The 25,018-nt window shown below is 53.4% G+C and carries 27 protein-coding genes; 14 read left to right on the forward strand and 13 right to left on the reverse strand.

All coding sequences use genetic code 11. The features are described from left to right. The first annotated feature begins 11 nt into the window (after positions 1-11). A complete protein-coding gene (locus tag V1603_RS09265; protein ID WP_348940306.1) occupies positions 12-482 on the forward strand; it encodes an SRPBCC family protein in 471 nt (156 codons plus the stop codon). A 53-nt stretch (positions 483-535) separates the two neighbouring features. On the opposite strand, the gene V1603_RS09270 is transcribed toward V1603_RS09265, so the two are convergent. The 3 genes from V1603_RS09270 to V1603_RS09280 are packed head-to-tail and all read right to left on the reverse strand — an operon-like array spanning position 536 to position 2,375. Continuing rightward, the gene (locus V1603_RS09270) at positions 536-1,078 is read right to left on the reverse strand and encodes a 1,2-dihydroxy-3-keto-5-methylthiopentene dioxygenase (RefSeq protein ID WP_395313828.1); all 543 of its coding nucleotides are present in this window, start codon (positions 1,076-1,078) and stop codon (positions 536-538) included. Beyond that, positions 1,075-1,764, reverse strand: coding sequence for an acireductone synthase (gene mtnC, locus V1603_RS09275; protein ID WP_116341233.1), 690 nt, complete (start codon positions 1,762-1,764; stop codon positions 1,075-1,077). Before mtnC ends, V1603_RS09270 begins: the two co-directional genes overlap by 4 nt. Continuing rightward, entirely contained in the window at positions 1,761-2,375 is a 615-nt protein-coding gene (locus V1603_RS09280) for a methylthioribulose 1-phosphate dehydratase (RefSeq protein ID WP_116341231.1), read from the reverse strand. Before V1603_RS09280 ends, mtnC begins: the two co-directional genes overlap by 4 nt. 247 nt (positions 2,376-2,622) lie before the next feature. On the opposite strand from V1603_RS09280, the gene V1603_RS09285 reads away from it, so the two are divergent. Next, on the forward strand, positions 2,623-3,783 hold the full coding sequence (locus V1603_RS09285) for a pyridoxal phosphate-dependent aminotransferase (protein WP_395313829.1): 1,161 nt from the start codon (positions 2,623-2,625) through the stop codon (positions 3,781-3,783). Here the strand turns inward: V1603_RS09285 and V1603_RS09290 are convergent, their stop codons facing one another. The 3 genes from V1603_RS09290 to V1603_RS09300 all read right to left on the reverse strand — a co-directional run bounded on the left by V1603_RS09290 (position 3,784) and on the right by V1603_RS09300 (position 6,694). Further along, on the reverse strand, positions 3,784-4,410 hold the full coding sequence (locus V1603_RS09290; protein ID WP_395313830.1) for an IbrB-like domain-containing protein: 627 nt from the start codon (positions 4,408-4,410) through the stop codon (positions 3,784-3,786). Continuing rightward, on the reverse strand, positions 4,395-5,618 hold the full coding sequence (locus V1603_RS09295) for a phosphoadenosine phosphosulfate reductase (RefSeq protein WP_395313831.1): 1,224 nt from the start codon (positions 5,616-5,618) through the stop codon (positions 4,395-4,397). The genes V1603_RS09290 and V1603_RS09295 overlap by 16 nt, the downstream gene beginning before the upstream one ends. Positions 5,619-5,794: 176 nt before the next feature. Further along, entirely contained in the window at positions 5,795-6,694 is a 900-nt protein-coding gene (locus V1603_RS09300; protein ID WP_163330480.1) for a LysR family transcriptional regulator, read from the reverse strand. Between the two features lie 623 nt (positions 6,695-7,317). Between V1603_RS09300 and ahpC the strand changes: the two genes are divergently transcribed. From ahpC to V1603_RS09330, 6 genes are all read left to right on the forward strand, one after another. Continuing rightward, positions 7,318-7,881, forward strand: coding sequence for an alkyl hydroperoxide reductase subunit C (gene ahpC / locus V1603_RS09305; RefSeq protein WP_014882974.1), 564 nt, complete (start codon positions 7,318-7,320; stop codon positions 7,879-7,881). A gap of 241 nt (positions 7,882-8,122) precedes the next feature. Continuing rightward, positions 8,123-9,688, forward strand: a complete 1,566-nt coding sequence (ahpF, locus tag V1603_RS09310) for an alkyl hydroperoxide reductase subunit F (RefSeq protein WP_302218893.1) — start codon at positions 8,123-8,125, stop codon at positions 9,686-9,688. A 190-nt stretch (positions 9,689-9,878) separates the two neighbouring features. Next, positions 9,879-10,454: a molecular chaperone gene (locus V1603_RS09315; protein WP_395313832.1), complete on the forward strand. Its 576-nt coding sequence runs from the start codon at positions 9,879-9,881 to the stop codon at positions 10,452-10,454. Next, positions 10,451-12,727 (forward strand): molybdopterin-dependent oxidoreductase, encoded by a 2,277-nt coding sequence (locus V1603_RS09320; protein WP_166710420.1) that lies wholly within the window; start codon positions 10,451-10,453, stop codon positions 12,725-12,727. The genes V1603_RS09315 and V1603_RS09320 overlap by 4 nt, the downstream gene beginning before the upstream one ends. Then, the gene (locus tag V1603_RS09325; protein WP_080327917.1) at positions 12,724-13,281 is read left to right on the forward strand and encodes a 4Fe-4S dicluster domain-containing protein; all 558 of its coding nucleotides are present in this window, start codon (positions 12,724-12,726) and stop codon (positions 13,279-13,281) included. The genes V1603_RS09320 and V1603_RS09325 overlap by 4 nt, the downstream gene beginning before the upstream one ends. After that, positions 13,281-14,048 carry a DmsC/YnfH family molybdoenzyme membrane anchor subunit gene (locus V1603_RS09330; RefSeq protein ID WP_163330476.1) on the forward strand — a complete coding sequence of 256 codons (768 nt, stop codon included), beginning with the start codon at positions 13,281-13,283 and terminating at the stop codon, positions 14,046-14,048. The genes V1603_RS09325 and V1603_RS09330 overlap by 1 nt, the downstream gene beginning before the upstream one ends. 39 nt (positions 14,049-14,087) lie before the next feature. Here V1603_RS09330 and uspG read toward each other — a convergent pair whose 3' ends face one another. Further along, on the reverse strand, positions 14,088-14,516 hold the full coding sequence (gene uspG / locus V1603_RS09335) for a universal stress protein UspG (protein ID WP_116341212.1): 429 nt from the start codon (positions 14,514-14,516) through the stop codon (positions 14,088-14,090). Between the two features lie 181 nt (positions 14,517-14,697). Between uspG and V1603_RS09340 the strand changes: the two genes are divergently transcribed. Continuing rightward, positions 14,698-15,936, forward strand: coding sequence for a zinc-dependent alcohol dehydrogenase (locus V1603_RS09340; RefSeq protein WP_028012324.1), 1,239 nt, complete (start codon positions 14,698-14,700; stop codon positions 15,934-15,936). A 123-nt stretch (positions 15,937-16,059) separates the two neighbouring features. Here V1603_RS09340 and rnk read toward each other — a convergent pair whose 3' ends face one another. Next, on the reverse strand, positions 16,060-16,470 hold the full coding sequence (rnk, locus tag V1603_RS09345; RefSeq protein ID WP_061098890.1) for a nucleoside diphosphate kinase regulator: 411 nt from the start codon (positions 16,468-16,470) through the stop codon (positions 16,060-16,062). Between the two features lie 246 nt (positions 16,471-16,716). Here rnk and V1603_RS09350 point away from each other — a divergent pair, with 246 nt between their 5' ends. Beyond that, positions 16,717-17,334 carry a flavin reductase family protein gene (locus V1603_RS09350; protein ID WP_116341208.1) on the forward strand — a complete coding sequence of 206 codons (618 nt, stop codon included), beginning with the start codon at positions 16,717-16,719 and terminating at the stop codon, positions 17,332-17,334. Here the strand turns inward: V1603_RS09350 and rna are convergent. Together rna and dcuC are read right to left on the reverse strand one after the other, a co-directional pair. Then, positions 17,328-18,137, reverse strand: coding sequence for a ribonuclease I (gene rna, locus V1603_RS09355; RefSeq protein ID WP_395313833.1), 810 nt, complete (start codon positions 18,135-18,137; stop codon positions 17,328-17,330). The genes V1603_RS09350 and rna overlap by 7 nt on opposite strands. Before the next feature lie 94 nt (positions 18,138-18,231). After that, on the reverse strand, positions 18,232-19,599 hold the full coding sequence (gene dcuC / locus V1603_RS09360; protein WP_163330473.1) for an anaerobic C4-dicarboxylate transporter DcuC: 1,368 nt from the start codon (positions 19,597-19,599) through the stop codon (positions 18,232-18,234). A 392-nt stretch (positions 19,600-19,991) separates the two neighbouring features. On the opposite strand from dcuC, the gene pagP reads away from it, so the two are divergent. Both pagP and cspE read left to right on the forward strand, forming a co-directional pair. Next, on the forward strand, positions 19,992-20,609 hold the full coding sequence (gene pagP / locus V1603_RS09365; RefSeq protein ID WP_163330537.1) for a lipid IV(A) palmitoyltransferase PagP: 618 nt from the start codon (positions 19,992-19,994) through the stop codon (positions 20,607-20,609). A gap of 190 nt (positions 20,610-20,799) precedes the next feature. Beyond that, positions 20,800-21,009 (forward strand): transcription antiterminator/RNA stability regulator CspE, encoded by a 210-nt coding sequence (gene cspE / locus V1603_RS09370; protein ID WP_002439184.1) that lies wholly within the window; start codon positions 20,800-20,802, stop codon positions 21,007-21,009. Between the two features lie 219 nt (positions 21,010-21,228). Here the strand turns inward: cspE and crcB are convergent, their stop codons facing one another. Beyond that, positions 21,229-21,612: a fluoride efflux transporter CrcB gene (gene crcB / locus V1603_RS09375; RefSeq protein ID WP_163330472.1), complete on the reverse strand. Its 384-nt coding sequence runs from the start codon at positions 21,610-21,612 to the stop codon at positions 21,229-21,231. Between the two features lie 67 nt (positions 21,613-21,679). Here crcB and V1603_RS09380 point away from each other — a divergent pair, with 67 nt between their 5' ends. Beyond that, complete coding sequence (locus V1603_RS09380) at positions 21,680-22,468, forward strand: deaminated glutathione amidase (RefSeq protein ID WP_166710426.1); 789 nt, start codon at positions 21,680-21,682, stop codon at positions 22,466-22,468. A gap of 125 nt (positions 22,469-22,593) precedes the next feature. Beyond that, on the forward strand, positions 22,594-22,794 hold the full coding sequence (gene tatE, locus V1603_RS09385; RefSeq protein WP_014882988.1) for a twin-arginine translocase subunit TatE: 201 nt from the start codon (positions 22,594-22,596) through the stop codon (positions 22,792-22,794). A gap of 81 nt (positions 22,795-22,875) precedes the next feature. Here the strand turns inward: tatE and lipA are convergent, their stop codons facing one another. Beyond that, positions 22,876-23,841: a lipoyl synthase gene (gene lipA / locus V1603_RS09390; RefSeq protein ID WP_028012333.1), complete on the reverse strand. Its 966-nt coding sequence runs from the start codon at positions 23,839-23,841 to the stop codon at positions 22,876-22,878. Positions 23,842-24,048: 207 nt separating this feature from the next. Next, positions 24,049-25,002, reverse strand: a complete 954-nt coding sequence (locus V1603_RS09395; protein ID WP_116341195.1) for a YbeF family transcriptional regulator — start codon at positions 25,000-25,002, stop codon at positions 24,049-24,051. Between the last annotated feature and the right edge of the window lie 16 nt (positions 25,003-25,018).

Raw genomic sequence — 25,018 nt, forward strand, 5'->3', positions numbered from 1 at the left:
AGGACAATATCGTGACGCTCGATCCTGAAACTGACTTAAAACTGGAGCGTGTGGTGGACGCACCGCGTGACCTGCTGTGGCTCTGCTGGACTACGCCGGAGCACATCAAAAACTTCTTCATTCCTGCTCCCCATAAGGTGACCGAATGCGACCTCGACCTGCGGGTGGGCGGGCGGTTCAACACCGTGTTTGAGGTAGACGGTCAGCGGATGGATAACCGGGGCGTGTTTCTTGAAATCGACCCGGGTAAAAAGCTGGTCTTTACCGACGGCTATACCGAAGGCTGGAAGCCGGCCGAGAAGCCGTTTATGACGGCGATCCTGCTGCTTGAGGATGTGGGCGAGGGCAAAACCCGCTACACGGCGATTGCGCGCCATCCGACGAAGGAAATCCGCGAGCAGCATGAACAGATGGGCTTCCACGAAGGATGGGGGATTGTGCTGGATCAACTGGTGGGATATGCAAAAGGGCTTAACGCGTAGTGCGCGCTGATGCCCTCACCCCGGCCCTCTCCCACAGGGAGAGGGAGAAAAGATCATGCCAGCTTTGGATATAAATCCGCGATTGCATCACCCGTAAACTGGGCAACCCACCCTTCCGGGTTATCGAAAATACGAATGGCGGTAAAGTTCGGCTCTGAGCCCATATCAAACCAGTGCGGCGTGCCCGCGGGAACGGAAATCAGGTCGTTTTTCTCGCACAGCACCTGATACACCTCATCGCCAATGTGCAGGCAGAACAGCCCCGCGCCTTCCACGAAGAAGCGCACTTCGTCCTCGCCGTGGGTGTGTTCGTTCAGGAACTTCGCGCGCAGCGCCTCTTTCTGCGGATTGTCGGCGCGCAGGCTGATTACGTCCCAGCTCTGATAGCCTTTCTCCGCCACCAGCTTGTCGATGGCATGCTGATACGCGGCGATCACTGCCTCGGGCGCGGGATCCTGCCCTAAATCACGATCCGCGTCCCAGCGTTCAAAACGTACGCCTTTAGCGTTGAGCTGCCGGGCGATCTCGGCGGCGTCGGTGCTGTGCCACTGGTGTTGACTGGCGTCTTTATCGGAATAAATGGTCAATGCGCTCATGAAGGGATCTGCTCCGGATTAATCTCGTCAAACTGGTGGACCTGATGGTGATGGCTTGCGCCGTCATCATCGCCGCGAATCAGCTGCAGGGTGCGAAAACCTGCCCGTTCAGCCGCGTCCAGCTCCTGATGGATATCAGACAGGAACAGGATCTGCGACGGGGCGATGCCCGTTTGCGCCGCAATGTTTTGATAAGACTGCACCTCGCGCTTGGCACCGATGTGGGTATCAAAATAGCCGCTGAACAGATGAGTAATATCACCTTCGTCGCTGTAGCCAAATAACAGTTTCTGCGCGGCGACGGAGCCAGAGGAATAAACATAGAGATCAATCCCTTGCGCCTTCCACTTTTCCAGCGCAGGCAGCACGTCCGGGTAGAGGTGGCCGGTAAAGTCGCCGTTCACGTAGCCGTCGTGCCAGACGATCCCCTGCAGCGCTTTCAGCGCCGTCGATTTGCGGTCCTCATCCATAAAGGCAAAAAGGGTGTCGATAAGCTCGCTGACGCTGGCGTGCGGGTTACCGATTTCATCACGCAGGTTGTCCAGAATGGATTTGACCGGCTCGGCGTACTGCTGCGCGGTCACGAAGGCCGCCAGCCGCTCACGCGCGTAGGGGAACAAAACATCATGGACAAAACGGATATCGCTGGTGGTCCCTTCAATATCCGTCACAATCGCGCGAATCATACTCTCTCCAGTTGTCGTAAACGCATTTCGCATTCAAATAAGAATTCTAGTCCTTCCAGATGACGCCGGGCTTCGGCCACGTCGCGTCCCCAGCAGGTTAAGCCATGACCGCGCAGAAGAAAACCATAATTAAGCGGGCGTTCCTGGGCGTAATGGGCGATTCGCGAGGCGAGGGCATCGATGTCCTGATCGTTATCAAATACCGGAATGGCGACTGTATCCAGATGCGTGGTCTGCCCGGAGAGCGATTTTTGCATCTCGAAACCGCTGATGTTGAGCTCGGCATCTTTGACCAGACGCGACAGCACCGTGGCGTTAACGGTATGAACGTGCAGGACGGCGTTGGCCGCCGGGAACAGGCGATAGATGAGGGTGTGCAGTCCGGTTTCCGCCGACGGTTTTCGACCGGACGGCGCGCGGTTGGTGGCGATTTCAACCTGCAAAAAATCTTCCGTCGTCAGGCTGCCTTTGTCTTTACCGGATTCGCTGAGCCAGCACAGGCGTTCGTCCTGGCGCACCGACATGTTGCCGCCGGTGGCGGGAGCCCAGCCTTTAGCGCCAATCCAGCGGCAGGCGTCGACCAGATGTGTGAGTTGCAGGTTGTCTGTCATTTCCTTTTACCCTCTCGGCCAGGAATATTCATATGGTTTATACCCGTCATACTTCAAGTTGCAGGTGCGTTGGCTGCACTCACTCACCCCAGTCACGTACTTTTGTACGCTCCCGGGGATTCGTTCCCTTGCCGCCTTCCTGCAACTCGAATTATTTAGGGTATAGACGTCTAAGCGTCTTGATTGCCAAAGACTAACATCGTGTTATAGTGGCAGCAACATAAGTATTACAAGCAGGCAAAACAAAATGAGCAATAACGCATTGATCCCGCAGAGTAAACTTCCCGGTCTCGGTACCACCATTTTTACGCAGATGAGCGCCCTGGCGCAGCAGCACAACGCCATTAACCTTTCGCAAGGGTTCCCGGATTTTGACGGGCCAGGCTATTTGCAGGAGCGCCTGGCGTACCACATTGCGCAGGGGGCGAACCAGTATGCGCCGATGACCGGCGTGCAGGCGCTGCGGGAGGCCATTGCGGATAAAACGGCGGAGTTGTACGGCCATAAGCCCGATGCGAACAGCGAGATCACGGTGACGGCAGGGGCGACCGAAGCGCTGTATGCGGCCATTACCGCGCTGGTGCGCGCGGGCGATGAGGTGATCTGCTTTGACCCGAGCTATGACAGCTACGCGCCTGCGGTTGAACTTTCCGGCGGCGTGGTGAAACGCGTGGCGCTGCAGCCGCCGCATTTCCGTCCGGACTGGCAGGCGTTCGCGGCGCTGCTGAGTGACAAAACCCGTCTGGTTATTCTGAATACGCCGCACAACCCGTCGGCGACGGTGTGGCAAAAGGCCGATTTTGCCGCGCTGTGGCAGGCCATCGCCGAACGTGAAATCTATGTCCTGAGCGACGAGGTGTATGAGCACATCTGTTTCGCGAAAGAAGGGCACGCCAGCGTGCTGGCTCATCCGCAGCTTCGTGAACGCGCCGTAGCCGTCTCGTCATTCGGTAAAACTTATCATATGACCGGCTGGAAGGTGGGGTACTGCGTGGCGCCCGCCGCCATCAGCGCTGAGCTGCGCAAGGTGCACCAGTACCTGACGTTTGCCGTAAATACTCCGGCTCAGCTGGCGCTGGCGGATATGCTGCGCGCTGAACCACAGCACTATCGCGACCTGCCGGATTTTTACCGTGCACGCCGGGATCTGTTTGTGACGGCGCTGGGCCAAAGCCGCCTGGAAATTTTGCCGTCTGAAGGAACCTACTTCCTGCTGGCCGATTACAGCGCCATTTCCGATTTGGACGACGTCAGTTTCTGCCAGTGGCTGACGAAAGAGGTCGGCGTGGCCGCCATTCCGCTGTCGGTGTTCTGCGCCGATCCCTTCCCGCACAAGCTGATCCGTCTCTGCTTTGCGAAGCAGGAATCGACGCTGCTGGCCGCGGCGGAGCGTCTGAACACGCTCTGATTATTTCACCGTCCAGGCTTCTGAGTAACGGCGGTCTGCAAACAGCTCCAGCAGGCCGTTGATTTGCTTAAGGCGCAAGACTTCATCGCTGTCCATTCCCAGCTCCTTGCTTATTCTCTCGTCATTCCAGCCAAGCTGTACCAGTTCGCGAACGATCTCCGACATTGCGTTAATCTGGTGTCGACCCCGCGCCCGGTTGTGCCGAATGGTTGCGGCCATACGGTTATGTTTATCCTGTCGGTCCTGGCGTAGGCAGGTGACGGGGAGGTATCCCTTAAGCTGGTGCTTCAATGCCGCCCGGTTTTTGCCAATTTCATGCCGATGAAATCCATCCACAATTTCGTAATGTTGCGGTTCGCTTTCGGTCACAACAATTGGCTGGGTGAATCCATCAAGTTCCAGGGATTTGCTGAGCAACCGTTTTTCCGGCGGGGCCACATTATTAGGATTGTAATTGTTGGCGGTAATAGCGTCCTGTTTGATCCACAGTACGCAGTCGACAGGCTGATCGTAAAACGGGCTAATTTTGTGTAGTGCCTGGCGAAAGGCATTAATGGCGTTTATTCGATCCTCTTCGGGAAGAGACTGAAGATATGTTTCGATATCGTTGATTATTCTTTGTCGCATAAAATGCCCCACTCCTTGCGTTTAGCCTTCACCCTGTCGCTGTAGCGCTGATAATGTTTGGGTTTATTTGGGCTGAATGACAGTGCTCTGCACCAGTAGTCGTTATTCAGTAAAACCTTACAAATACGGCGCCACGAGGGAATGTCTTTGGCGCCGATATCGCCTTCCTGGGTATCGGGGATATCCTCCATGCCTCTCTTCTGATACCAGTGCAGATAAACGGCGATTTTATTGCGGTAATGCTCAGCCGTATTTTGCGGCATGCTGTTGATAAGCAGCATGGCGTATTCGCGCCAGCAGAGATGGTCCGGTTTGAGTATTTTGCGGTGACCGTAAAAATGGTTGTCATGCCCTGCGTAAATTCCTCCGCTGCGTACGCCGCTGACGCGCTCGCACATCATTGCCCAGCGTTCGGGTTCTACAACGTGGTAGAGCCATAACCCCTGACGCTGTTCCGGGCCAAAGGGTTCGCAGATGCGCATGTAGCGTGGCGGCACACCGGCCTGAAACATCAGGTCATAGAGTGGGTTATAGCAACTCCCCGATTTAGCGAACCAGGTCCAGATATCGGCGGTTTTCCAGTCGTAGAGAGGGTAGATATACCAGGCATGCCCCCCCGGCGCGACGGTCGTCCAGGGTTTATCGTCGGCAAACCGCTGCTTTCGTGCTGAAGCGATAGCCAGAAAACGGTTGTAGGATTCATCAGCACGAATACCAATCAGTACGGCCGCCGGGCGGTTGCGTGAATACCAGTCGGAGAAACTGCGAACAAAGACTTCAAACGTCATGCCTGGCTGGTAGAAAGGAAAAAAAGTGGGATCGGTTACTGCATCTTCAGGAGGCTGGCGAACCCAACGGGTGCCCGGTTCCCAGCATTGCCACTCTGGCTGAAATTGCGACAGGGAATTTTGCGTTGTCAGGGGGAGGGCCACCCACCAGAAATGGTCAATGACATCGCTGTACAATTCGCGCATATGTTCAACGTGGGCGATGGTATAAGAAAATTGCGCTTCCCAGTCGATAAACAGCACATCTATTTTTGTTTTCATCTGTCGCGCCCGAAGGGCAACCAGATGCAGCATGACGGTGGAGTCTTTACCGCCAGAAAAAGAGACACAGGTTCTGGGTAAATTCTCGAGAGTCCATTTTATTCGTTCCTGTGTCGCACTAAGAACATCCTGGTGCAGGGGGTACTTATAAATTGACATGTGCATTCTCATCCTGAGTAATTAATGCCGGGCTTAAGTGTCAATACTAAGGTGAGAATTATATCAGTCAAATAATAAATAAATGTATAAAGTTAATGCCGATTGTTTCTATAACGAGGGTGTATGTTTCAGTAATATCGTGGCTCAGCATTCTCAGCGAGAACCACGATAGTTATTCATGGGAGTGTTATTTCTTCAATGAAACTCGCGAATGCTGAGCTATTCAGTGCGGAACGATTATACATCATGTAAATATCAATGCTGGGGAATTGAATATCAGTTTCTACTTTGCGCAGGTTGAGTGCCTGGCCATATTGCTCAAAGGCCGGGGTTGGCGCTAATCCGATGAGGTCCGATGAACTGATCATCGACAACAGAGAAATAAAGGAATCACTACGATAGACAACATTCCTTTCGGTTAAAATGTTTTCGGCTTTTTCATGATAGTCTTTGACGCTGTTCTCATCGCTCAGGTAGGCGGTAAAACTTTCATTGAGGATCTCTTCACGGGTAGGATTTCCGCTCAGGCGGGGGTGGCCCTCACGACAAACAAGGACAAAGGGAAGCTGGTAATACAGCGTGCTGGCGACAGAACGGCTGTTAGAGGTGGCAAAAGAAAATACCAGGTCAGCCTTGCGGTAGGCTAAGAGATCTTCAGCAGAGTCAGGCGCAAGGAAAACATCATGTAATTCAATGGAGTAATTGTACTTATCCATCAGCAGCTTCATAGGGGCAAGCATCGTTTTGGTACTCATAAACTGCGGGCAGTAAATGACAAAGTTCTTCTTTAACCCGCTGCTGTGCATGATGTTGATGGTCTGCTCAAGCTGATTCAGGTTTTGCTCAAGATGATGGTGCAGATTGACCCCGACCGTAGTCGGCGTGATCCCCTTACCTGAACGAATAAACAGCGGATCGTTGAGCTGTCCGCGTAAACGCTGCAGCGACTGGCTTACCGCAGAAGGTGTAATATAGAGTGTCTCAGCGGCTTTACTGATACTCAGATGTTGATAAATGCACTCAAAAATGACCAACAGGTTGAGGTCGAATTTTTTAAGATCGTAGAGGTTTGCCATTTTTCGTCCTGATGATGTCGTGTTTGCTGTGGTTATCACATCACTGATAACTATAGTTTAAAGTTAACCATTTACAATCCTTTCGGTTAACTCTCTTAATTTTAAATTAAACTCACCTTAATATATCACGGCGTCAGATTATTAAAATAGCGCTTCAAAGATGATTAAGATAATTTTATCTTAGAAAGTGAGGTGAAGAGCTTAAATGACAATTGTCATTTATATATCGAGGTATTTTTATCATAAAAAGAAATTTATAACGCCCCGAAATGATGTTCGATACTGCCTATCACAGCCATAGGCAGAAATGCCTCTGTTATGGATTGCTCAATCTCTGCACGGGTGGTGTAATCAAACCGCTGTTACCGCCTTGATATTAAGGGTTGTAGAGCGCAACGCAACGCCAGCTTCGGCTGGCACTGAATGTACCTGCGGGGAATTCAGGTATCAGGGCCGCCCGTCGAGGCGGCCTTTTTACTTTTGGCGTTTCCTTTAAAAGGTTCACCTTACTGTCTTGTTGATGTTGTTAGGTTTGGCTGATTGATTTGATAAAGCATACGCATTAGCCCCGATGAAGAAAGTTGGTTACCTTACATCTCAACGAAAACACGGAGGAAGTACAGATGTCTTTGATTAATACCAAAATTAAACCTTTCAAAAACCAGGCGTTCAAAAACGGTGAATTCATTGAAGTCACCGAGAAAGATACCGAAGGCCGCTGGAGCGTGTTCTTCTTCTATCCTGCTGACTTCACCTTTGTTTGCCCGACTGAACTGGGTGACGTGGCAGACCACTACGAAGAACTGCAGAAGCTGGGCGTCGACGTTTACTCTGTCTCTACCGATACCCACTTCACCCACAAAGCGTGGCACAGCAGCTCTGAAACCATCGCGAAAATTAAATACGCGATGATCGGCGACCCGACTGGCGCCCTGACCCGTAACTTCGACAACATGCGTGAAGATGAAGGCCTGGCCGACCGTGCAACCTTCGTCGTTGACCCGCAGGGCATTATCCAGGCTATCGAAGTTACCGCTGAAGGTATCGGCCGTGATGCTTCTGACCTGCTGCGTAAAGTGAAAGCGGCTCAGTACGTGGCTTCTCACCCAGGTGAAGTGTGCCCGGCGAAATGGAAAGAAGGCGAAGCGACCCTGGCTCCATCCCTGGACCTGGTCGGCAAGATCTAAATTTCCGTCGTCTTTCACGCCATAGCTGCGTTGGCGTCGCCTGCTCACCCCGGTCACTTACTTCAGTAAGCTCCCGGGGATTCTCAGGCTAGCCGCCTTGCTCTGACGCGAAATACTTTGGAAATTGTTTCAGTTATGGGCGCTCCCGCGCCCATTTCATTCCAGCACCATGATGCAAGTTGCATTCAGGCCGCCCCTATAAGGCAGCTTGCATGATGACGTCTTTAGAGAGGGAAGAACCATGCTCGACACTACGATGAAAACCCAGCTCAAGGCTTACCTTGAGAAACTGACCAAACCTGTTGAGCTGATTGCCACGCTGGACGACAGCGCGAAATCGGCAGAGATCAAGGAACTGCTGGCAGAGATCGCTGAACTGTCACCGAAGGTGACCTTTAAAGAAGATAATACGCTTGCCGTCCGTAAGCCTTCTTTCCTGATCGCCAACCCAGGCTCTGACCAGGGGCCGCGCTTTGCCGGCTCTCCGCTGGGACATGAATTTACCTCGCTGGTGCTGGCGCTGCTGTGGACCGGCGGTCATCCGTCTAAAGAAGCGCAGGCGCTACTGGAGCAGATCCGCGATATCGACGGTGATTTTGAGTTTGAAACCTATTACTCGCTCTCCTGCCACAACTGCCCGGATGTGGTGCAGGCGCTGAACCTGATGTCGGTTCTGAACCCTCGCATCAAACACACGGCGATTGACGGCGGTACGTTCCAGAACGAAATCACCGAGCGCAACGTAATGGGCGTTCCGGCGGTGTATCTGAACGGTCAGGAATTTGGGCAGGGGCGTATGACCCTGACCGAAATCGTTGCCAAAGTGGATACCGGCGCGGAAAAACGCGCGGCGGAAGCGCTGAACCAGCGCGATGCGTACGACGTGCTGATTGTCGGCTCCGGCCCGGCGGGTGCGGCGGCGGCGGTGTACTCTGCGCGTAAAGGGATCCGTACCGGCCTGATGGGCGAACGCTTTGGCGGCCAGGTGCTGGATACCGTGGACATCGAAAACTACATTTCCGTGCCGAAAACCGAAGGCCAGAAGCTGGCGGGTGCGCTGAAGGCACACGTCAACGACTACGACGTGGACGTGATCGACAGCCAGAGCGCCAGCAAGCTGGTTCCGGCAGCGGTTGAGGGTGGATTACATCAGATTGAAACCGCGTCCGGCGCGGTGCTGAAAGCGCGCAGCGTGATCGTTGCCACCGGTGCGAAATGGCGCAACATGAACGTGCCGGGTGAAGATCAGTATCGCACCAAAGGCGTGACCTACTGCCCACACTGCGACGGCCCGCTGTTCAAAGGTAAACGCGTGGCGGTAATCGGCGGCGGTAACTCCGGCGTGGAAGCGGCTATCGACCTGGCGGGGATCGTTGAGCACGTGACGCTGCTGGAGTTCGCGCCAGAGATGAAGGCCGACCAGGTTCTGCAGGATAAAGTTCGCAGCCTGAAAAACGTTGATATCGTCCTGAACGCGCAAACCACGGAAGTGAAGGGCGACGGCAGCAAAGTGACCGGGCTGGAATACCGTGACCGCGTAAGCGGCGACGTTCATAGCGTTCAGCTTTCGGGTATCTTCGTACAAATTGGCCTGCTGCCAAACACCACCTGGCTTGAAGGCGCGATTGAGCGCAACCGCATGGGCGAGATCATCATCGATGCGAAATGCGAGACCAGCGTGAAGGGCGTGTTTGCCGCAGGCGACTGCACCACCGTGCCGTACAAGCAGATCATCATCGCCACTGGCGAAGGTGCGAAAGCGTCCCTGAGCGCGTTTGACTATCTGATCCGCACCAAAACCGCATAATAAAAGAAAGTAAGACGATACCTGCAGTAGCCACCTCATCATGGGGTGGCTTTTTTTTAGGTTTTTTTTACCCTCAATTATCCTCGTTATTGACTACTTCATGCGTTAATTACCTGCTTCGATCAAAGAAATTAATAAGCCTGCTGATAATATCTCGTCGTTTTCCCGTCGATAAATATTTATATTTAACATGAATGATAAAGATATATTCACCTCTTCAATATATGAGGCGTTAACCTCTTTTGAAATAAAGGGGCTAACGTTTCGCGATTTTTTTAACGCGGCGGATACAACATCGCGATGCGCCTCGTTACACCTTTTATTTCCGGAGAGTCGAGCCTGGCAGCAGGATGAGGCGTTAGAGGTTGAGTATGACTTCAACGCTCTGTTTGTCGGCCCTGCGACGCTGCTGGCACCGCCTTATGCCTCGGTGTATCTGGATGAGGAACCGCTGCTGATGGGGGCCACTACGCTTAGAGTGCGCGAATTCCTGCAAAACATGGGGCTGTTCGTGACGGAGGAGAATAGCGTTCCCGACGATCACATCAGCTATGAAATGGAGCTGGCGGTGATGCTCTCCGTGCATGCCAGACATTCGCCGCAATATCACGATGCACTTACTCGCTTTGTACGCGGCCATCTCGAATTATGGCTCCCTGCGTTTATCACAAAAATAAATGATTGTGCACAAACTTCCGCAATGAAATGTCTCGCGTCGCAACTGACTAATTGGTTTGATGAATTAAAAACGAGAGTAATATTATGAGTATTGATAAAGGGCAGCTAAACCGACGCTCCTTTTTAAAAGGACTGATTGCGCTGGGTACCGTCGCCGCATTACCCGGCGGATTATTATCATCCCGATGTGCCATGGCACAGCCTCCCATTCCGTTTAACCCGAAAACCTACAAAATTTTCCGTAACGCTTGCCCGCGTAACTGCTACGACACCTGCAGCTTAAAAACCTGGGTCAAAGATGACGTTATCACCTTTGTCGACGGGGCGAGCGAGTCCACGTTTACGCACGGCGCGCCGTGTGTGAAAGGGCTGACCTACCCGCGCCGGGTCTACTCCCCGGATCGTATTAAATACCCGATGATTCAGGATGGTCGCGGCAGCGGTAAATGGCGTCGCATCTCCTGGGATGAAGCCATGCAGCGCATTGCCAGCAAAATGCTGGAGATTAAAAAGAAAGACGGCTCTATGCTCGGCCTGGCGCTGTCGAAATACTCCGGCAACCTGGGCGTGATGAGCTATGCCGTGGAAGGAATGATGTCTTCTCTCGGTTACACCACGCGGTTTGCCGGTACGCCATGCTGGCCGGCAGGGATCGATGCTCAGCACTACGACATGGGCGACATGTGGTGTAACGACCCGGAAGATCTGGTTAAAGCAAAATACATCATTATCTGGGGCGCAAACCCGGCGTGGTGCTCCATGCACACCATGAAGTACATCTATCAGGCGCGTGAGAAAGGGGCGAAAGTGGTGGTCATTGATCCGCTGTTCTCGCAAACCGCCGCGAAAGCCGATCTGTATTTGCGCGTGCGCCCAGGCTCAGACGGTGCGCTGGCGCTGGGGATGGCGCGCCATCTGCTGGATATAGGCCGCGTCGACCAGGAGTTTGTGAATAACTTCGCGCACGGTTTCCCGGAGTTCGAGCAGTATCTGCGAAGCAATATCACCGTTGAGTGGGCGTCTGAAATCTGTGGCCTGTCGGCAGACGTAATTCGCCAACTGGCGGAAGAGTTCACCGCGGTAAAACCCGCCACCGTCTGGATCGGCTACGGGATGCAGCGCCACGTCAACGGCGGGGCGAACGTGCGCGCCATTGACGCCTTCGTTGCCATGACCGGCAACATCGGTGTGGAAGGCGGCGGTGCCCGCTACGGCCATCTGCAGACCTGGGGCTACAACTACCATGCGATGACGCAGAAGCCACCGGTCGGGTCTGTTGGCATGGTGGGCGAAAGCGGCCCGGTAGGCGAGTTCGTCAGCGACAGTGGCGAGAAGAGCCACTACTCCGACCGCGCGCTGAACCTGAACCAGACCGCGCAGAGCATTCTTGATGCCAACGATCCGCCCATTCGTATGCTCTGGGTGGCGTGTAAGAACCCGTTTGCCCAGGACTTTGACCGCAACAAAATGGAAAAAGCCTTCAGCAAGCTGGAGATGGTGGTCTGCGTCGATCAGTTCTTCAACGAGACAGTGCAGCATGCCGATATCGTGCTGCCGGTGACCACGACCTTTGAGCACTGGAACCTGTCGTCGTCTTACTGGCATTACTGGCTGTCGGTGAATGAACCGGCCATTAAGCCGATGTACGAATGCAAGAGCGATCTGGATATTGCCGTGCTGCTCTCGCGTACCATCAACAAAATGGAGCCGGGCTCCTGTACCTTCCCGCAGGACATTGACCAGAAAAAATGGCTCGACCTTGAGTTTAATGAGGGCATGGCGAAACAGTTCGGCATCCGCTCCTGGGACGATCTGCTGGATGGGCCGGTGAAAGCCAAAATGGTCAGCTCTGCAGCCTGGCACGACCGCAAGTTTAAAACGCCATCGGGCAAGTATGAGTTCCTCTCTGAGCTATGTGAAAAGAACGGCCATAAAGCGCTGCCGGAGTATATGCCGGCCGCAGAGGGCAAGCTGCCGTTCCATCTCTTCACCCCGCACTTGCAGTACGGCCTCCACTCTCAGTTCGTCAACCTCGACTGGATGCAGGTCTTCTGGCCGGAGCCGTTTGTCTATATCCATCCTGCCGCTGCGCAGAAGAAGGGCATTCGCGAGCTGGCAAAAGTCCGCGTGTTTAACGACGTGGGCGAAGTGGAGCTGCGGGCGAAGATCACCACCAACGTGCCGGAAGATTTCCTGGTGATGTATGAGTCCTGGTTTAACAAGCTTAAGTACAACGTGCAGAACGTCGTGAAAGATACGCCAGCCGATATGGGCAAAATGGCAACCGGTGCACCTGGCGCGGCGATCCACAGCCAGTTTGTCGACATTGCCCTTATCGCGAATGAAGGAGCAGACGCATGAGACGCGCATTTTTAGTAAACAGTGATAAATGTATTGGCTGCCGCGGATGCGCCATGGCCTGCAAGAGTTTTAACCAGCTTGAGCCGGATCGTTTCTGGCGCTATGTCTATCCGCTGGATAAAGAAATTTATCCGCATGAGGAGCGTGCGTTTTTCTCGCTGGCCTGTAACCACTGTGAAAACCCGGCCTGTCTGGCGGCGTGTCCGGTGGAAGCCTACACCAAACGTGATGACGGCGTGGTGGTGCATAACCCTGAACGCTGCATCGGCTGTAAAAACTGCATCCGTAACTGCCCGTACGGCGCCCCGCGCTTCAATGAGGAGACGCAAAAGGCTGAGAAGTGCAGCATGTGCTATGAACGTCTGGATATCGGAATGGCCCCGGCCTGCGTTAACGCGTGCCCGGTCGGTGCGCTGACGATTATCGATCTGGATGCCGATCCGCTGCCGAACAATGCTGTGCAGTATCCGCCTGGCTTCCCGAAGATGCCTCAGCTTAATCCGGGTACGCGCTTCATTCTGGCCCGTCAGCCAAAACAGCCGGGGGATAAATAATGGAAAAGTATGAATTACCGCTCGTTATCTTTACCGTGCTGAGCCAGATGTCCGTCGGGATGACGCTGCTCCTGACCTGGCGCACGCTGCGTGGCGAAGTCATTGGCAACCGCATGCACTGGCTGATTACCGGGCTGATTCTGGGCGTGGCCTCCGTCGCCGCTGTGCTGCATCTGGCGCACCCGGAACACGCTTACAATGCGCTCATTAACCTGAAGCATGCCTGGCTGAGCCGTGAAATTCTGGGCGCGACCCTCTACGGCGCCATGATTGGGCTGGCCTTCCTGAGTAAGGGGAACAAAGGCGCGGCGCTGCTGGCGTCCCTGTTCGGGATCCTGTTGGTGGTGGTGCAGGGGATGACCTACGCGGCACCGGCGATGCAGGCTATTGCCAACGGCATCACCATGATGCTGTTCTTTGCGACGGTCTGGGTGATGGGCTGTGCCGCAACGCCGCTGCTTGGGCTGAAAGCATCAAACGCTGCGCTGCGCCAGGGGATTATCGCCCTGATGGCGCTGCTGATTGCCGCGCCGGTGATGTGGCTCAGCGGTGGCACTATCATGAAGATGACCGCTCACGCCTGGCTAAGCTCGCCGCTCTATCTGGGCAGCCTGCTGTGCTGCGTCGTGGGAGGCGTGTTGTCGATGAAGCGCCAGCCGATGCAGAAAGCGGTGTTTGCGCTCCTGCTGGTGGGCGTGGTGCTCAGCCGTCTGACCTTCTTCGGCGATACCGTCAGCACCATCGTCAATATTGGTCACCTGTACTGATAAACAAAACCCCGCGAAAGCGGGGTTTTTTGTTGGTATTTACCGGACCACCATCACCGGAATGTGGGTATGGCGGATCACGCTGGAGGCGTTCGACCCCAGCAGGTGAGTGGTAATGGAAGGATTACGTGAACCGATCACCACTACGTCTGCATCCAGCTCCGCGGCCAGCTCATTGACGGCATCGCGCACGCTACCGAACCGGACGTGGGTTTTGATGCGGGAAGGGTCGATGCTGAAATGCCCGACCATGGTCTGCAGGCGCGTCTCGGCTTCGTGCTGTAAATGCTCCTCAAAGCGACGCACGTCGGCGGCAAAGCGGTGCAGACTCAGGCTGGCAGAGCCCGGTAAGACATGTAAAAGATGAATAATTCCGTCCTGCTGCGCGAGAAATTCCGCGTGGCGCACAGCCTTGTCGCTCAGTTCCATTTCGAAAACATCAACCGGCATAATGATTGTCTTATACATAACCGTTTCTCCTTGTTTATAAACGCTGGATACATTCAACCACAAAATATGAATGGTTTCTGTAAGCGCTTCGGCACTTTTCCTCTCTCGCCAGGATAAATCTCAAAAGGCGCGTATTTCCCGGCAGACATTCAGAGGTAGCTACCCTTTATAAACTTACCTGAAACCTTTCGGAGGTTGCATGAAAGCACTCACGTATCACGGTCCGCACCATGTTCGCGTCGAGAATGTCCCCGATCCCATCATTGAACAGCCCGACGATATCATCCTGCGCGTCACGGCCACGGCGATTTGCGGCTCCGACCTGCATCTCTATCGCGGAAAGATCCCAAAGGTGCAGCACGGCGACATTTTTGGACATGAATTTATGGGCGAGATCGTCGAGTGCGGTCGGGAGGTGAAGGATCTGCAAAAAGGCGATCGCGTGGTGATCCCCTTTGTCATCGCCTGTGGTGACTGCTTCTTTTGCCGTCTGCAGCAGTACGCGGCCTGTGAGAATACCAATGCCGGGCAGGGCGCCGCGCTGAACAAAAAGCAAATTCCCGCGCCGGCAGCGCTGTTTGGCTATAGCCATCTCTACGGCGGCGTGCCGGGAGGACAGGCGGAATATGTGCGTGTGCCGAAAGGCAACGTCGGACCGTTTAAGGTGCCGCAGCTGCTCTCCGATGATAAGGCCCTCTTCCTGTCTGATATTTTACCCACCGCCTGGCAGGCGGCAAAAAATGCGCAAATTGAAAAAGGCTCCAGCGTTGCCGTTTTTGGTGCCGGTCCGGTGGGGTTATTGACTATAGCCTGCGCGCGGCTGCTAGGGGCTGAGCAGATCTTTGTTATCGACCATCACCCCTACAGGCTGCGGTTTGCCGAGGCGCGTTACGGCGCCATCCCCATCAACTTCGATGATGATAACGACGCGGCGGAAAAGATCATTGAGCAAACCGCCGGGCAGCGGGGCGTCGATGCCGTCATTGATGCCGTCGGGTTCGAAGCCAAAGGCAGCACGACGGAGACGATCCTCAGCAACCTTAAAATCGAGGGCAGCAGCGGCAAAGCGCTGCGCCAGTGTATCGCTGCCGTCCGGCGCGGCGGGGTAGTCAGCGTACCCGGTGTGTATGCCGGGTTTATTCATGGCTTCCTGTTTGGGGATGCCTTCGATAAGGGGCTGACGTTTAAGATGGGCCAGACGCACGTCCACGCCTGGCTGGGCGAGCTGTTACCGCTGATCGAAAAAGGGCTGCTGACGCCGGAAGAGATAGTGACCCATTATCTCCCCCTGGCGGATGCGGAGCGTGCCTATAAGATTTTTGAAAAACGGGAGGAGGAGTGCCGGAAGGTGATTCTGGTGCCCGGCGCAGAAACGCCTGAGGCCGCCGAGCAAAAAGTGAAGGGCCTGGTGAATGCGTTCCCGGGCGGCGTCGTGTGAGGTCACTCGCCAGTGGCGTTCAGGATACTGTCCCGGGTTGTAGCACAATCGGGTGAAGATGTTCGGAAAGAGGATGCAGGCGCATCCTCTGTGCAACGCGGGTCGCGTTTGTTCAGAATGACATTAACGCAGGTAATCGCCCGCAGCTTCTGGCTGGTAGAGCAGCTCCAGCACTTCCAGATGGGTGGAGGCACCGCCCGGCAATTCCCAGTGGATAGTATCGCCCGTGCGCAGCCCCAGCAGCGCGGCTCCCACTGGAGCAAGAACCGAAAGCTGCGCGCTGCTGTCGGTCATCTGAGCCGGGTAAACCAGCGTGCGGGTCAGCTCTTCACCGGTGGTGAGGTTGCGGAATTTCACCTGGCTGTTCATGGTGACCACGTCATGCGGCATGGACTCTGGCGTGCACATCTGCGCGCGGTCGAGCTCCTCATTCAGGGCGTCGGCCACCGGAAGTGAGGCGAATTCTGCTTTTTCCAGCAGTCTGTCGATACGTTCTGCGTCGAGCTCGTTGATGATAATTGTAGGTCTGGACATTTTTTACTCCATGTCGTTAATGCTGCGTCTAACGCAGAAACCAATCCAAAAGAAAACCCTCGCCGTCTGGCAGCGAGGGTTTTACTCTCCCGATGATACTGGCTGAACGGGCAAGTTTGAAGTGATGAAAGTCACATTCATGGGCCATATGAATTTTTGCTGAAATTTATTCAGTCTTCATTCCTGACGGATTGCGTTACGCTGTGTGTCCTGAACCAGGGCGTTGCCCGCCAACGAGAGAGAACTATGTACTTCTACCAACCGTCTCAGGGTCACGGCCTGCCGCACGATCCGCTGAACGCCATTATTGGTCCACGTCCGATCGGCTGGATTTCCTCATGCGATAAGACCGGGCAGCAGAACCTCGCGCCGTATAGCTTCTTTAACTGCTTTAACTATCGCCCACCGATCATCGGCTTTTCCAGCAACGGCTGGAAAGACAGCGTGCGTAATATTGCTGAAACAAAGGAGTTTGTCTGGAACCTGGCGACGCGCGATCTCGCTGAAGCGATGAATCTAACCTCCGCCACGCTTCCTCACGACCGGGATGAATTCACCTTTTCGGGATTAACGCCTGCCGCAAGCCAGCTGGTGAGCGCTCCCCGTGTGGCGGAAAGCCCGGTCAATTTTGAGTGCCGCCTGTCTCAGTGCATTCAGCTTACCGGCGCCGACGGTACGCCGGTGGATACCTGGCTGGTGCTGGGAGAAGTGGTCGGGATCCATATTGCCGAAACGCTGCTGGAAGAGGGGATATACCAGACGGCGAAAGCGCAGCCCATCCTGCGAGCGGGTGGGCCGACGGCTTACTATGGTATCAGTGACGAACACCGGTTCGACATGGTGCGCCCGACGGTGGGTCAGTAACCGGTTTTATCAATGACAAATTGTTTTCCGCAGTTGCCTGGATGCGGCTGCGGGGCAAAGGATGCCACAGAAAGCGGGGCGTTAATGGTGTCTGCTTTCAGCGAAATCTGCATCTCGGTCAGATACGCAGGATTACCGTTGCAGGTCAGCTTGAAGGCTTTGATATTTTCCTTGCCCCAGGTTTTGGCAACGGCGCTGTCAAAATCACTGCGGCTGACGGTTTTACCGTAATTTTCCGCAAGGAAATGACCGACGGCGCTGTTTTTCATTTCCTGATTCATTCTCACCATGGTGCCGAAATAGGCGTCGGGATCAAAACCAAAGCAGACACCATGTTTGGCATATTCGTACCGTTCCAGACAGGAGTTTCCACCCGCGCCCGGCATGACCTCGTTCAGCTTAGCCGCGCCGGAGAGCGACAACCCTGTTTCGGCGGCAGCACACTTGCGGCTGGCCTTCACTTCCGGCATGTTCGGGATGGGACGCGTGGCGCAGCCAAATCGCATCCAACGACGTTCATCCACGCCGCGTGCAGCTATCGATTTTGGCAGGCCTGGCCATAATCCGTGAACGGTCAGAAAATCGGTTTTATTATCGCGCTCTTTTTGCAGACGACATTCATCCGGTTCAGTGCGGTTACGCTCAACCATGCTTTGACAAAACCCCGTTTGCCAGGACAAAGCCAGCACATAGCGATCGAAATCGCCGTACTGCGTGGCCTTGAGGGGTTCGGCCTGTGCTGAGAAGAGACTGAGTGCAAGCGCTGCTGCGCCAGACGGGATAACGATATCCTTCCTGAACATGTGATTTCCTGATTGGTTGTGCGCAATTCATTTTTGTGGGTTATTAAAGCACAAAAAGCGCCCGCAGGCGCTTTTTGGCAATCAGGAATTTAACTTAGGCGGCGCCGGGAACCAGCACTTCGGTAGCAATAATGACGATGACCAGGCCAACCAGCACCGGTACTGACGTGCGTTTCACCACTTCAAACGGCGAGATTTTTGCCATCCCGGCAACCGCAACCACCACGCCTGAGACAGGCGAGATGGTACGACCCAGGTTTGAGGCCTGGAGCATGGGAATGGAAAGATAAGCCGGATTGATACCGGACGAGTGAGCCAGCTTAGGGATCATCTCAACGAAGGCGTAAAATGGCGCGTTACCCGAACCCGTGGTCATTGCCGCCAGCATGGTCAGTACCACCAGGACCAGCATCAGGATAATACTGGCTGAGCCAAACGAGGTGGCGATGGAGATCAGGCTCTGGATAAAGCCAATCGTGCTCAGGCCCTGGGCAAAGACGCCCGCCGCAACCAACAGCATCACCACGCCCGCGAAGGCATCCGCCATACCGCGATATGCCACCTCAAGGCCGGAGAAGACTTTTTGCGTGTTGAAACCGCGTATGAACTCCAGCACAGCAGCCAGCAGCATGCAGATAACCAGAATAGTAATAATGTGCAGCTGTGGGCCCCATTTTCCGTCAAAAATGAGCACGCCGATAATCGGCGTGAACGGCAGAATGGCATAGAACGCAGGCGCGGTGGTGGTGATTTCGCTTACATCCATCATTTCATGGCTAATGTTCTCTTTCTTATCGAGATAGCGCTGCCAGAAGAAATGCGCGATACCCATTCCCACAATGGCGACAATCGAGATTGGCAGCGTGGTCTTAAAGGCGAAGTCGATAAGCGACATTTCGGCTGCTTTCGCCGCCAGCACCACGTCACCTGACGTAGGGGAGAGAATAATGGCCGCCGGGGAAGCGCAAATTGCCGCCGCCGCCCCGCGGCTGATGCCCACGTTCACCATCACCGGGAACAGCGTGGCCATTAACAGTACGCCAAGCCCGGTTGCCGATGAAACGGCCAGCGACATCAGGCAGGCGAGGAAATAGGCGGCAACCATCAGCAGATACGGCGAGTTAATGTACTGCAGGGGTTTCGAGGCAAGCTTCACAACCATGTCGTTCGCGCCGATATGGGTCATATAGGCTGCAAAACCGCACAGCATCATGATCATCATACCCAGATCGCCACCGCGGCTCATGAGCAGTATTTTAATATATTCAACAATATCTGTAGCGGTGTAACCCGTGCTGGCTGCGCTGGCAGGTAAAACCTGATGACCCATTACTGCGCTGATAATCAGCAGCGTTAACCCACCAACAAATAAAACGCCTGTGGCTGAGTATCCTTTGATGATGTAACGCGCTACACCCACAATGACGACGACCCCAATTAGGAGCTCGATAAACGTAAGCATGATTTCCCCTGTATCTTTATGCCCTGAGATATAAAAAATTAATATAAAAAGAAGGATGAAAATGTGCCGAATTAATGGCCTGTCCTTGCTGATTAAAATCAATAAACAGACGACTAACGAACAGCATAACAGCGTTTTTGCCGCGGCTCAGGCATTTATGTCATAAGGATCTTGACCGTCAAAGATAGCGTAACATGTCTATCTAATGATAACAAAATGTTAAGATTTTGTGTGATCTTGCCCGTTAATCCTGGAGACGGTTAACGGGCAGTAGGCATACATAGTATGGGTTTATTCAGCGTGTGCAGAACTCCGCTTTAAGAATATTCCCGAAAAGGGGCCTGATATTTAAGAGTAGCGCTGATGCTGTTAAGGCTTGGTTCAATTATTTTATGGTAAACTTTGCCTCGAATATCAAGAATGGTAATTGCATTGTGAGTGTACGTAATACTTTTTTCTCTATTTTATTGTTTATTATTGGCCAGTTAACGTTTTCTTCTGTTGCACAGGCAGAGGACAATGCGACGGATAAAGGCTGGTTCTCTACTTTTACGGATAATGTATCGCAGACCTGGTCAGCACCTGAACATTATGATCTCTATGTTCCGGCAATAACGTGGCACGCGCGCTTTGCTTACGACAAAGAGAAAACGGATAAATACAACGAGCGTCCCTGGGGCGCGGGTTTTGGGCAGTCGCGCTGGGATGAAAAAGGAAACTGGCATGGCATCTATCTGATGGCCTTCAAAGACTCCTTTAACAAGTGGGAACCGATTGGTGGCTACGGCTGGGAAAAAACCTGGCGCCCGTTAGCGGATGAGAACTTCCACGTTGGTCTGGGCTATACCGCCGGGGTGACCGCGCGCGACAACTGGAAGTATATTCCGATCCCTGTGTTGCTGCCTCTGGCCTCTGTTGGCTATGGCCCTGCAACGTTCCAGATGACCTACATTCCGGGGACATACAACAACGGTAACGTTTACTTCGCCTGGATGCGTTTTCAGTTTTAACTGACATAACGTTACTTGGTGGTGAAAAAACGCGCAGTCGTTGATTCATAAGCGATAAAAATCTGCCAGTGAAAATTAACGCGACTTTAGTCACTTTTTGTCAAAGATCCGCTGGACAAAAGGTCCCACAATTGATGTACTGGTAACCGACACAGCATTTGTGTCGTTTTTTAATGTAAAGGTAATTTTGATGTCTAAGATTAAAGGTAACGTTAAGTGGTTTAATGAGTCCAAAGGATTCGGTTTCATTACTCCTGAAGATGGCAGCAAAGACGTGTTCGTACACTTCTCTGCAATCCAGTCTAATGGTTTCAAAACTCTGGCTGAAGGTCAGCGTGTAGAGTTCGAAATCACTAACGGTGCCAAAGGCCCTTCTGCTGCTAACGTAATCGCTCTGTAATTCAGACGCGTCAGCAAGAATTTCAAAACCCGCTCATTGAGCGGGTTTTTTTCGTTATGAATCAGCCAAGCAGGTACATTTTCAGGAAGCTGGCCACGATCAGTACGCTCAACAACACTATGCCTGCGCTCATCAGACTCTGTTTCATTCTGTCACCCTCGTTCAGTATTGCCTCCAGAGTGACAGAGAAAAATTAAGCCAACATTAATGCTCCGGCAGTTAATGCGTGCTGACAGAGGAAAATAACCAAAATGCGATCCCCGTCATCGCGAAGGATCCGATCATGTTGATGGCGATATTCACCAGCGCCCAGCCGATACGACCTTCCTGAAAGAGAAAAACTGTTTCCGCAGAAAAGGTTGAAAAGGTGGTCAAACCGCCGCAGAAGCCGGTGGTAATCAAGACTTTCCACATGGGATCGATGTGCGTCATCCGGTTAAACCAGGCCAGGCCCATACCAATGATAAAAGCACCAATCAGGTTGGCGGCCAGTGTCCCCATTGGAATCGCCTGATGCAGCGGATTAAAACGCATACTCAGGAACCACCTCGCAACGCTCCCTGTGCCTCCACCAATAAAAACAGCTAAAAGGAGTTGTAACACGCTAAATACCTGCTATTTGATGTGTAAGAGTAGCGAGTTTAACGCTGTTTATGATGAGGGGACAAATATGTATGTTGCGGTAGGGCAGTTTGCAGTCACGCCTGACTGGCGGGTTAACGCAGTGCAGTGCGTTAACCTGATGATGCAGGCCCGACGGAAAGGGGCATCGCTGCTGGTACTTCCTGAGGCGCTATTGGCAAGGGATGATCATGACCCTGATTTGTCCGTGAAGTCCGCGCAATCCCTTGACGGCGAATTTTTACAGCAGCTGCTTGCCCAGAGCGTGGGCAGTACGATGACCACCATCTTAACCGTGCACGTTCCCTCAACGCCGGGTCGCGCAGTAAATACGCTCGTGGCTATCCGTGACGGTGCAATTGTTGCGCGCTATGCCAAGCTTCATCTCTATGATGCGTTCAGCATTCAGGAATCGCGACGCGTTGATCCGGGAGATGTTGTTCCGCCGCTCATTGATATCGACGGGTTTAAGGTGGGGTTGATGACCTGTTATGACCTGCGTTTCCCGGAGCTGGCCCTGCATCTGGCGTTGCAAGGGGCGGACGTGCTGGTATTGCCTGCCGCATGGGTTAAGGGGCCGCTAAAAGAGCAGCACTGGGCAACGCTGCTTGCGGCACGCGCGCTGGACACGACCTGCTATGTCGTTGCCTCCGGAGAGTGCGGCAATAAAAACATTGGACAGAGCAGGGTGGTTGATCCGCTGGGCGTCACGATTGCCGCCGCAGCGGAAGCGCCCGTTCTGCTGATGGCGGAGATAATTTTAGAAAGAATTGCGCTTGCGCGTCAGCAATTACCTGTTCTTCGCAACCGACGCTTTGCGCCACCGCAATTATTGTGATGTTTTTTTCAACAATGCTTGATTCACCTTGTTACAGATTGCTATTGTGTGCACGCGCCAAATGACCGTTAATACAATCGGGTTTTGGCGCTGAATGCAGCCTGTTTTATGTAAAGAAGGTATCTATGGGTGAGATTAGTATTACCAAACTGCTGGTGGTTGCCGCACTGGTCGTCCTGCTGTTTGGTACCAAGAAGTTACGCACGCTGGGTGGTGACCTGGGGGCTGCCATCAAAGGCTTCAAGAAAGCGATGAACGACGATGACGCAGCCGCGAAGAAAAGCGCTGAGGACATCCCGGCAGAGAAGCTTTCCCACAAAGAGTAACGGCAGTGCCTGAGGGCTTGCGAAAAAAAACCGGCTCATGAGGCCGGTTTTTTTGCATTACTGTAAATGAATATTACGGTGTTATTTGACTTCTTCACCCTTCGCCTGCATGTCCGCGTGGTAAGAAGAACGAACAAACGGACCGCACGCTGCGTGGGTAAAGCCCATCGCCAGCGCTTCGGCTTTCATCTCGTCAAACTCATCCGGGCTGACGTAGCGCTGAACCGGCAGGTGGTGACGGCTTGGCTGCAGATACTGACCGAGCGTCAACATGGTCACACCGTGGCGGCGCAGATCGCGCATAACGTCGATGATTTCGTCATTGGTTTCGCCAAGGCCGACCATCAGACCTGACTTGGTTGGAATATGCGGATGCGCTTCTTTAAAGCGCTCCAGCAGCTTCAGAGACCAGTTATAGTCTGCGCCTGGACGCACCTGACGATAAAGACGCGGAACGTTCTCCAGGTTGTGGTTAAACACATCTGGCGGCGTTGCGGTCAGGATGTCCAGCGCGCGATCCATACGGCCGCGGAAGTCGGGAACCAGCGTCTCGATTTTGATATTTGGGCTTTTTTCGCGAATGGCAGTAATGCAGTCGGCGAAGTGCTGAGCACCCCCATCACGCAGATCGTCACGGTCGACGGACGTGATAACCACATAACGCAGCGCCATGTCGGCGATGGTTTGCGCCAGTTTTTGCGGTTCGTTGGCATCGGGAGCCACCGGGCGGCCATGAGCTACGTCGCAGAATGGGCAGCGGCGGGTACAGATGGCACCCAGAATCATAAACGTCGCGGTGCCGTGATTGAAACATTCAGCAAGGTTCGGGCAAGAGGCTTCTTCACAAACTGAGTGAAGGCCGTTCTTACGCATCGCCGCTTTGATCCCCTGGATACGCGAAGAGTCTGCCGGAAGTTTGATTTTCATCCATTCCGGTTTTCTTAACAGCGCCTCGCGCTCTGTAGCCACGTTTTTAACCGGGATAAGGGCCATTTTATCGGCATCGCGGTATTTAACACCGCGTTCCATCACAATGGGTTTACTCATAGCGTGCGTGTTCCAGTTGCGAATATCGAAGGAAAGCGTTTCAATTCAAGGGAATGTTGTATTTATCAACTATTTTTGAACGAACGACAGGCAGTATATCATTGAAAGGGTCTTTAAAGCAGCCTGTCAGGTCGCCAATTTGTAAAATAGTTGTTGTTTTGTGCGTTTTGCCCTGCAAGCGGCAGGAACGTGTACTGGCACGCTCTTTCAGAAGGCCTGACGGATAATGCGGATGACGTTTTCCAGCACCGGATCGCGCAAGCTGAGTTTGTTGTAATGCAGTGAAATCTCGATAGATTCTGCATTGAGCTGGCTGAGCGGGATGCTTTCCAGCGGCCAGCATTTCCGCAGCAGGTTATACAGGCGTGAAGGCATGATGCACAGCATATCGCTGCTGCCGATCAGGGATGCGGTGGTGAACATATTGTAACTGCTGAAGCTGATCTGACGTTCCGGGAAAATTTCATCAATACGCTGACGCAGGGCATGGTTTGACTGTCCTTCGGTCATGAAAGACGAGTGGTCGTAGTTGCGCAGGTTCTCAATGGTTAACGGCTCGCTGAGAGCGGGGTGCTGCTTGCGGCAAACCAACACCAGGTTATCCGCGTAAAGCACATTTTGCCCCAGCGCCCGGGCACTAAAGCTGCCGCTTTCAATAACCAGATCCGTCTGGAACTGAGCAAGCTGAACGTCAGGTTCGTTGAGAGGCACATTGCGAAGCAGAAGCTGTGGCGCATGCTCTTTTACGGCCTGGAAGATCGCAGGCATCACCAGCACGCCGACAGAAGGAGAACAGCCGATGGTAATGGTTCTCTGTTTGTCATAGCTTCCGGTTAAATCCAGCGCACCCAGAATCGACTCCAGCCCCTGGCTGATGTATTCGTGGAGATGTGTTGCATAGGCCGTCGGCGTGACGCCCTGACCCTTACGGATAAATAAGGGATCGGGAAATATAGCCCGTAACTTTTGAATTGACTGGCTTATTGCAGATGGCGTGAGATTAAGAATTTTCGCAGCGTTAACGATCCCCTTATGGACATATACTGCCTCAAAAATAGTCAATAAATTGAGGTCAATATTACGTAAAGTCCGAAAAATTTGCGGCTTGTCTTCGCCACCAGGGTCATTCAGGCGTTTGGCTGGTAAATTATTATACTCCACGCTTTCACTCCGTATA

Origin of the sequence: Enterobacter sp. ECC-219, assembly GCF_043966805.1 — a bacterium.
Lineage (GTDB): Bacteria > Pseudomonadota > Gammaproteobacteria > Enterobacterales > Enterobacteriaceae > Enterobacter > Enterobacter cloacae_N.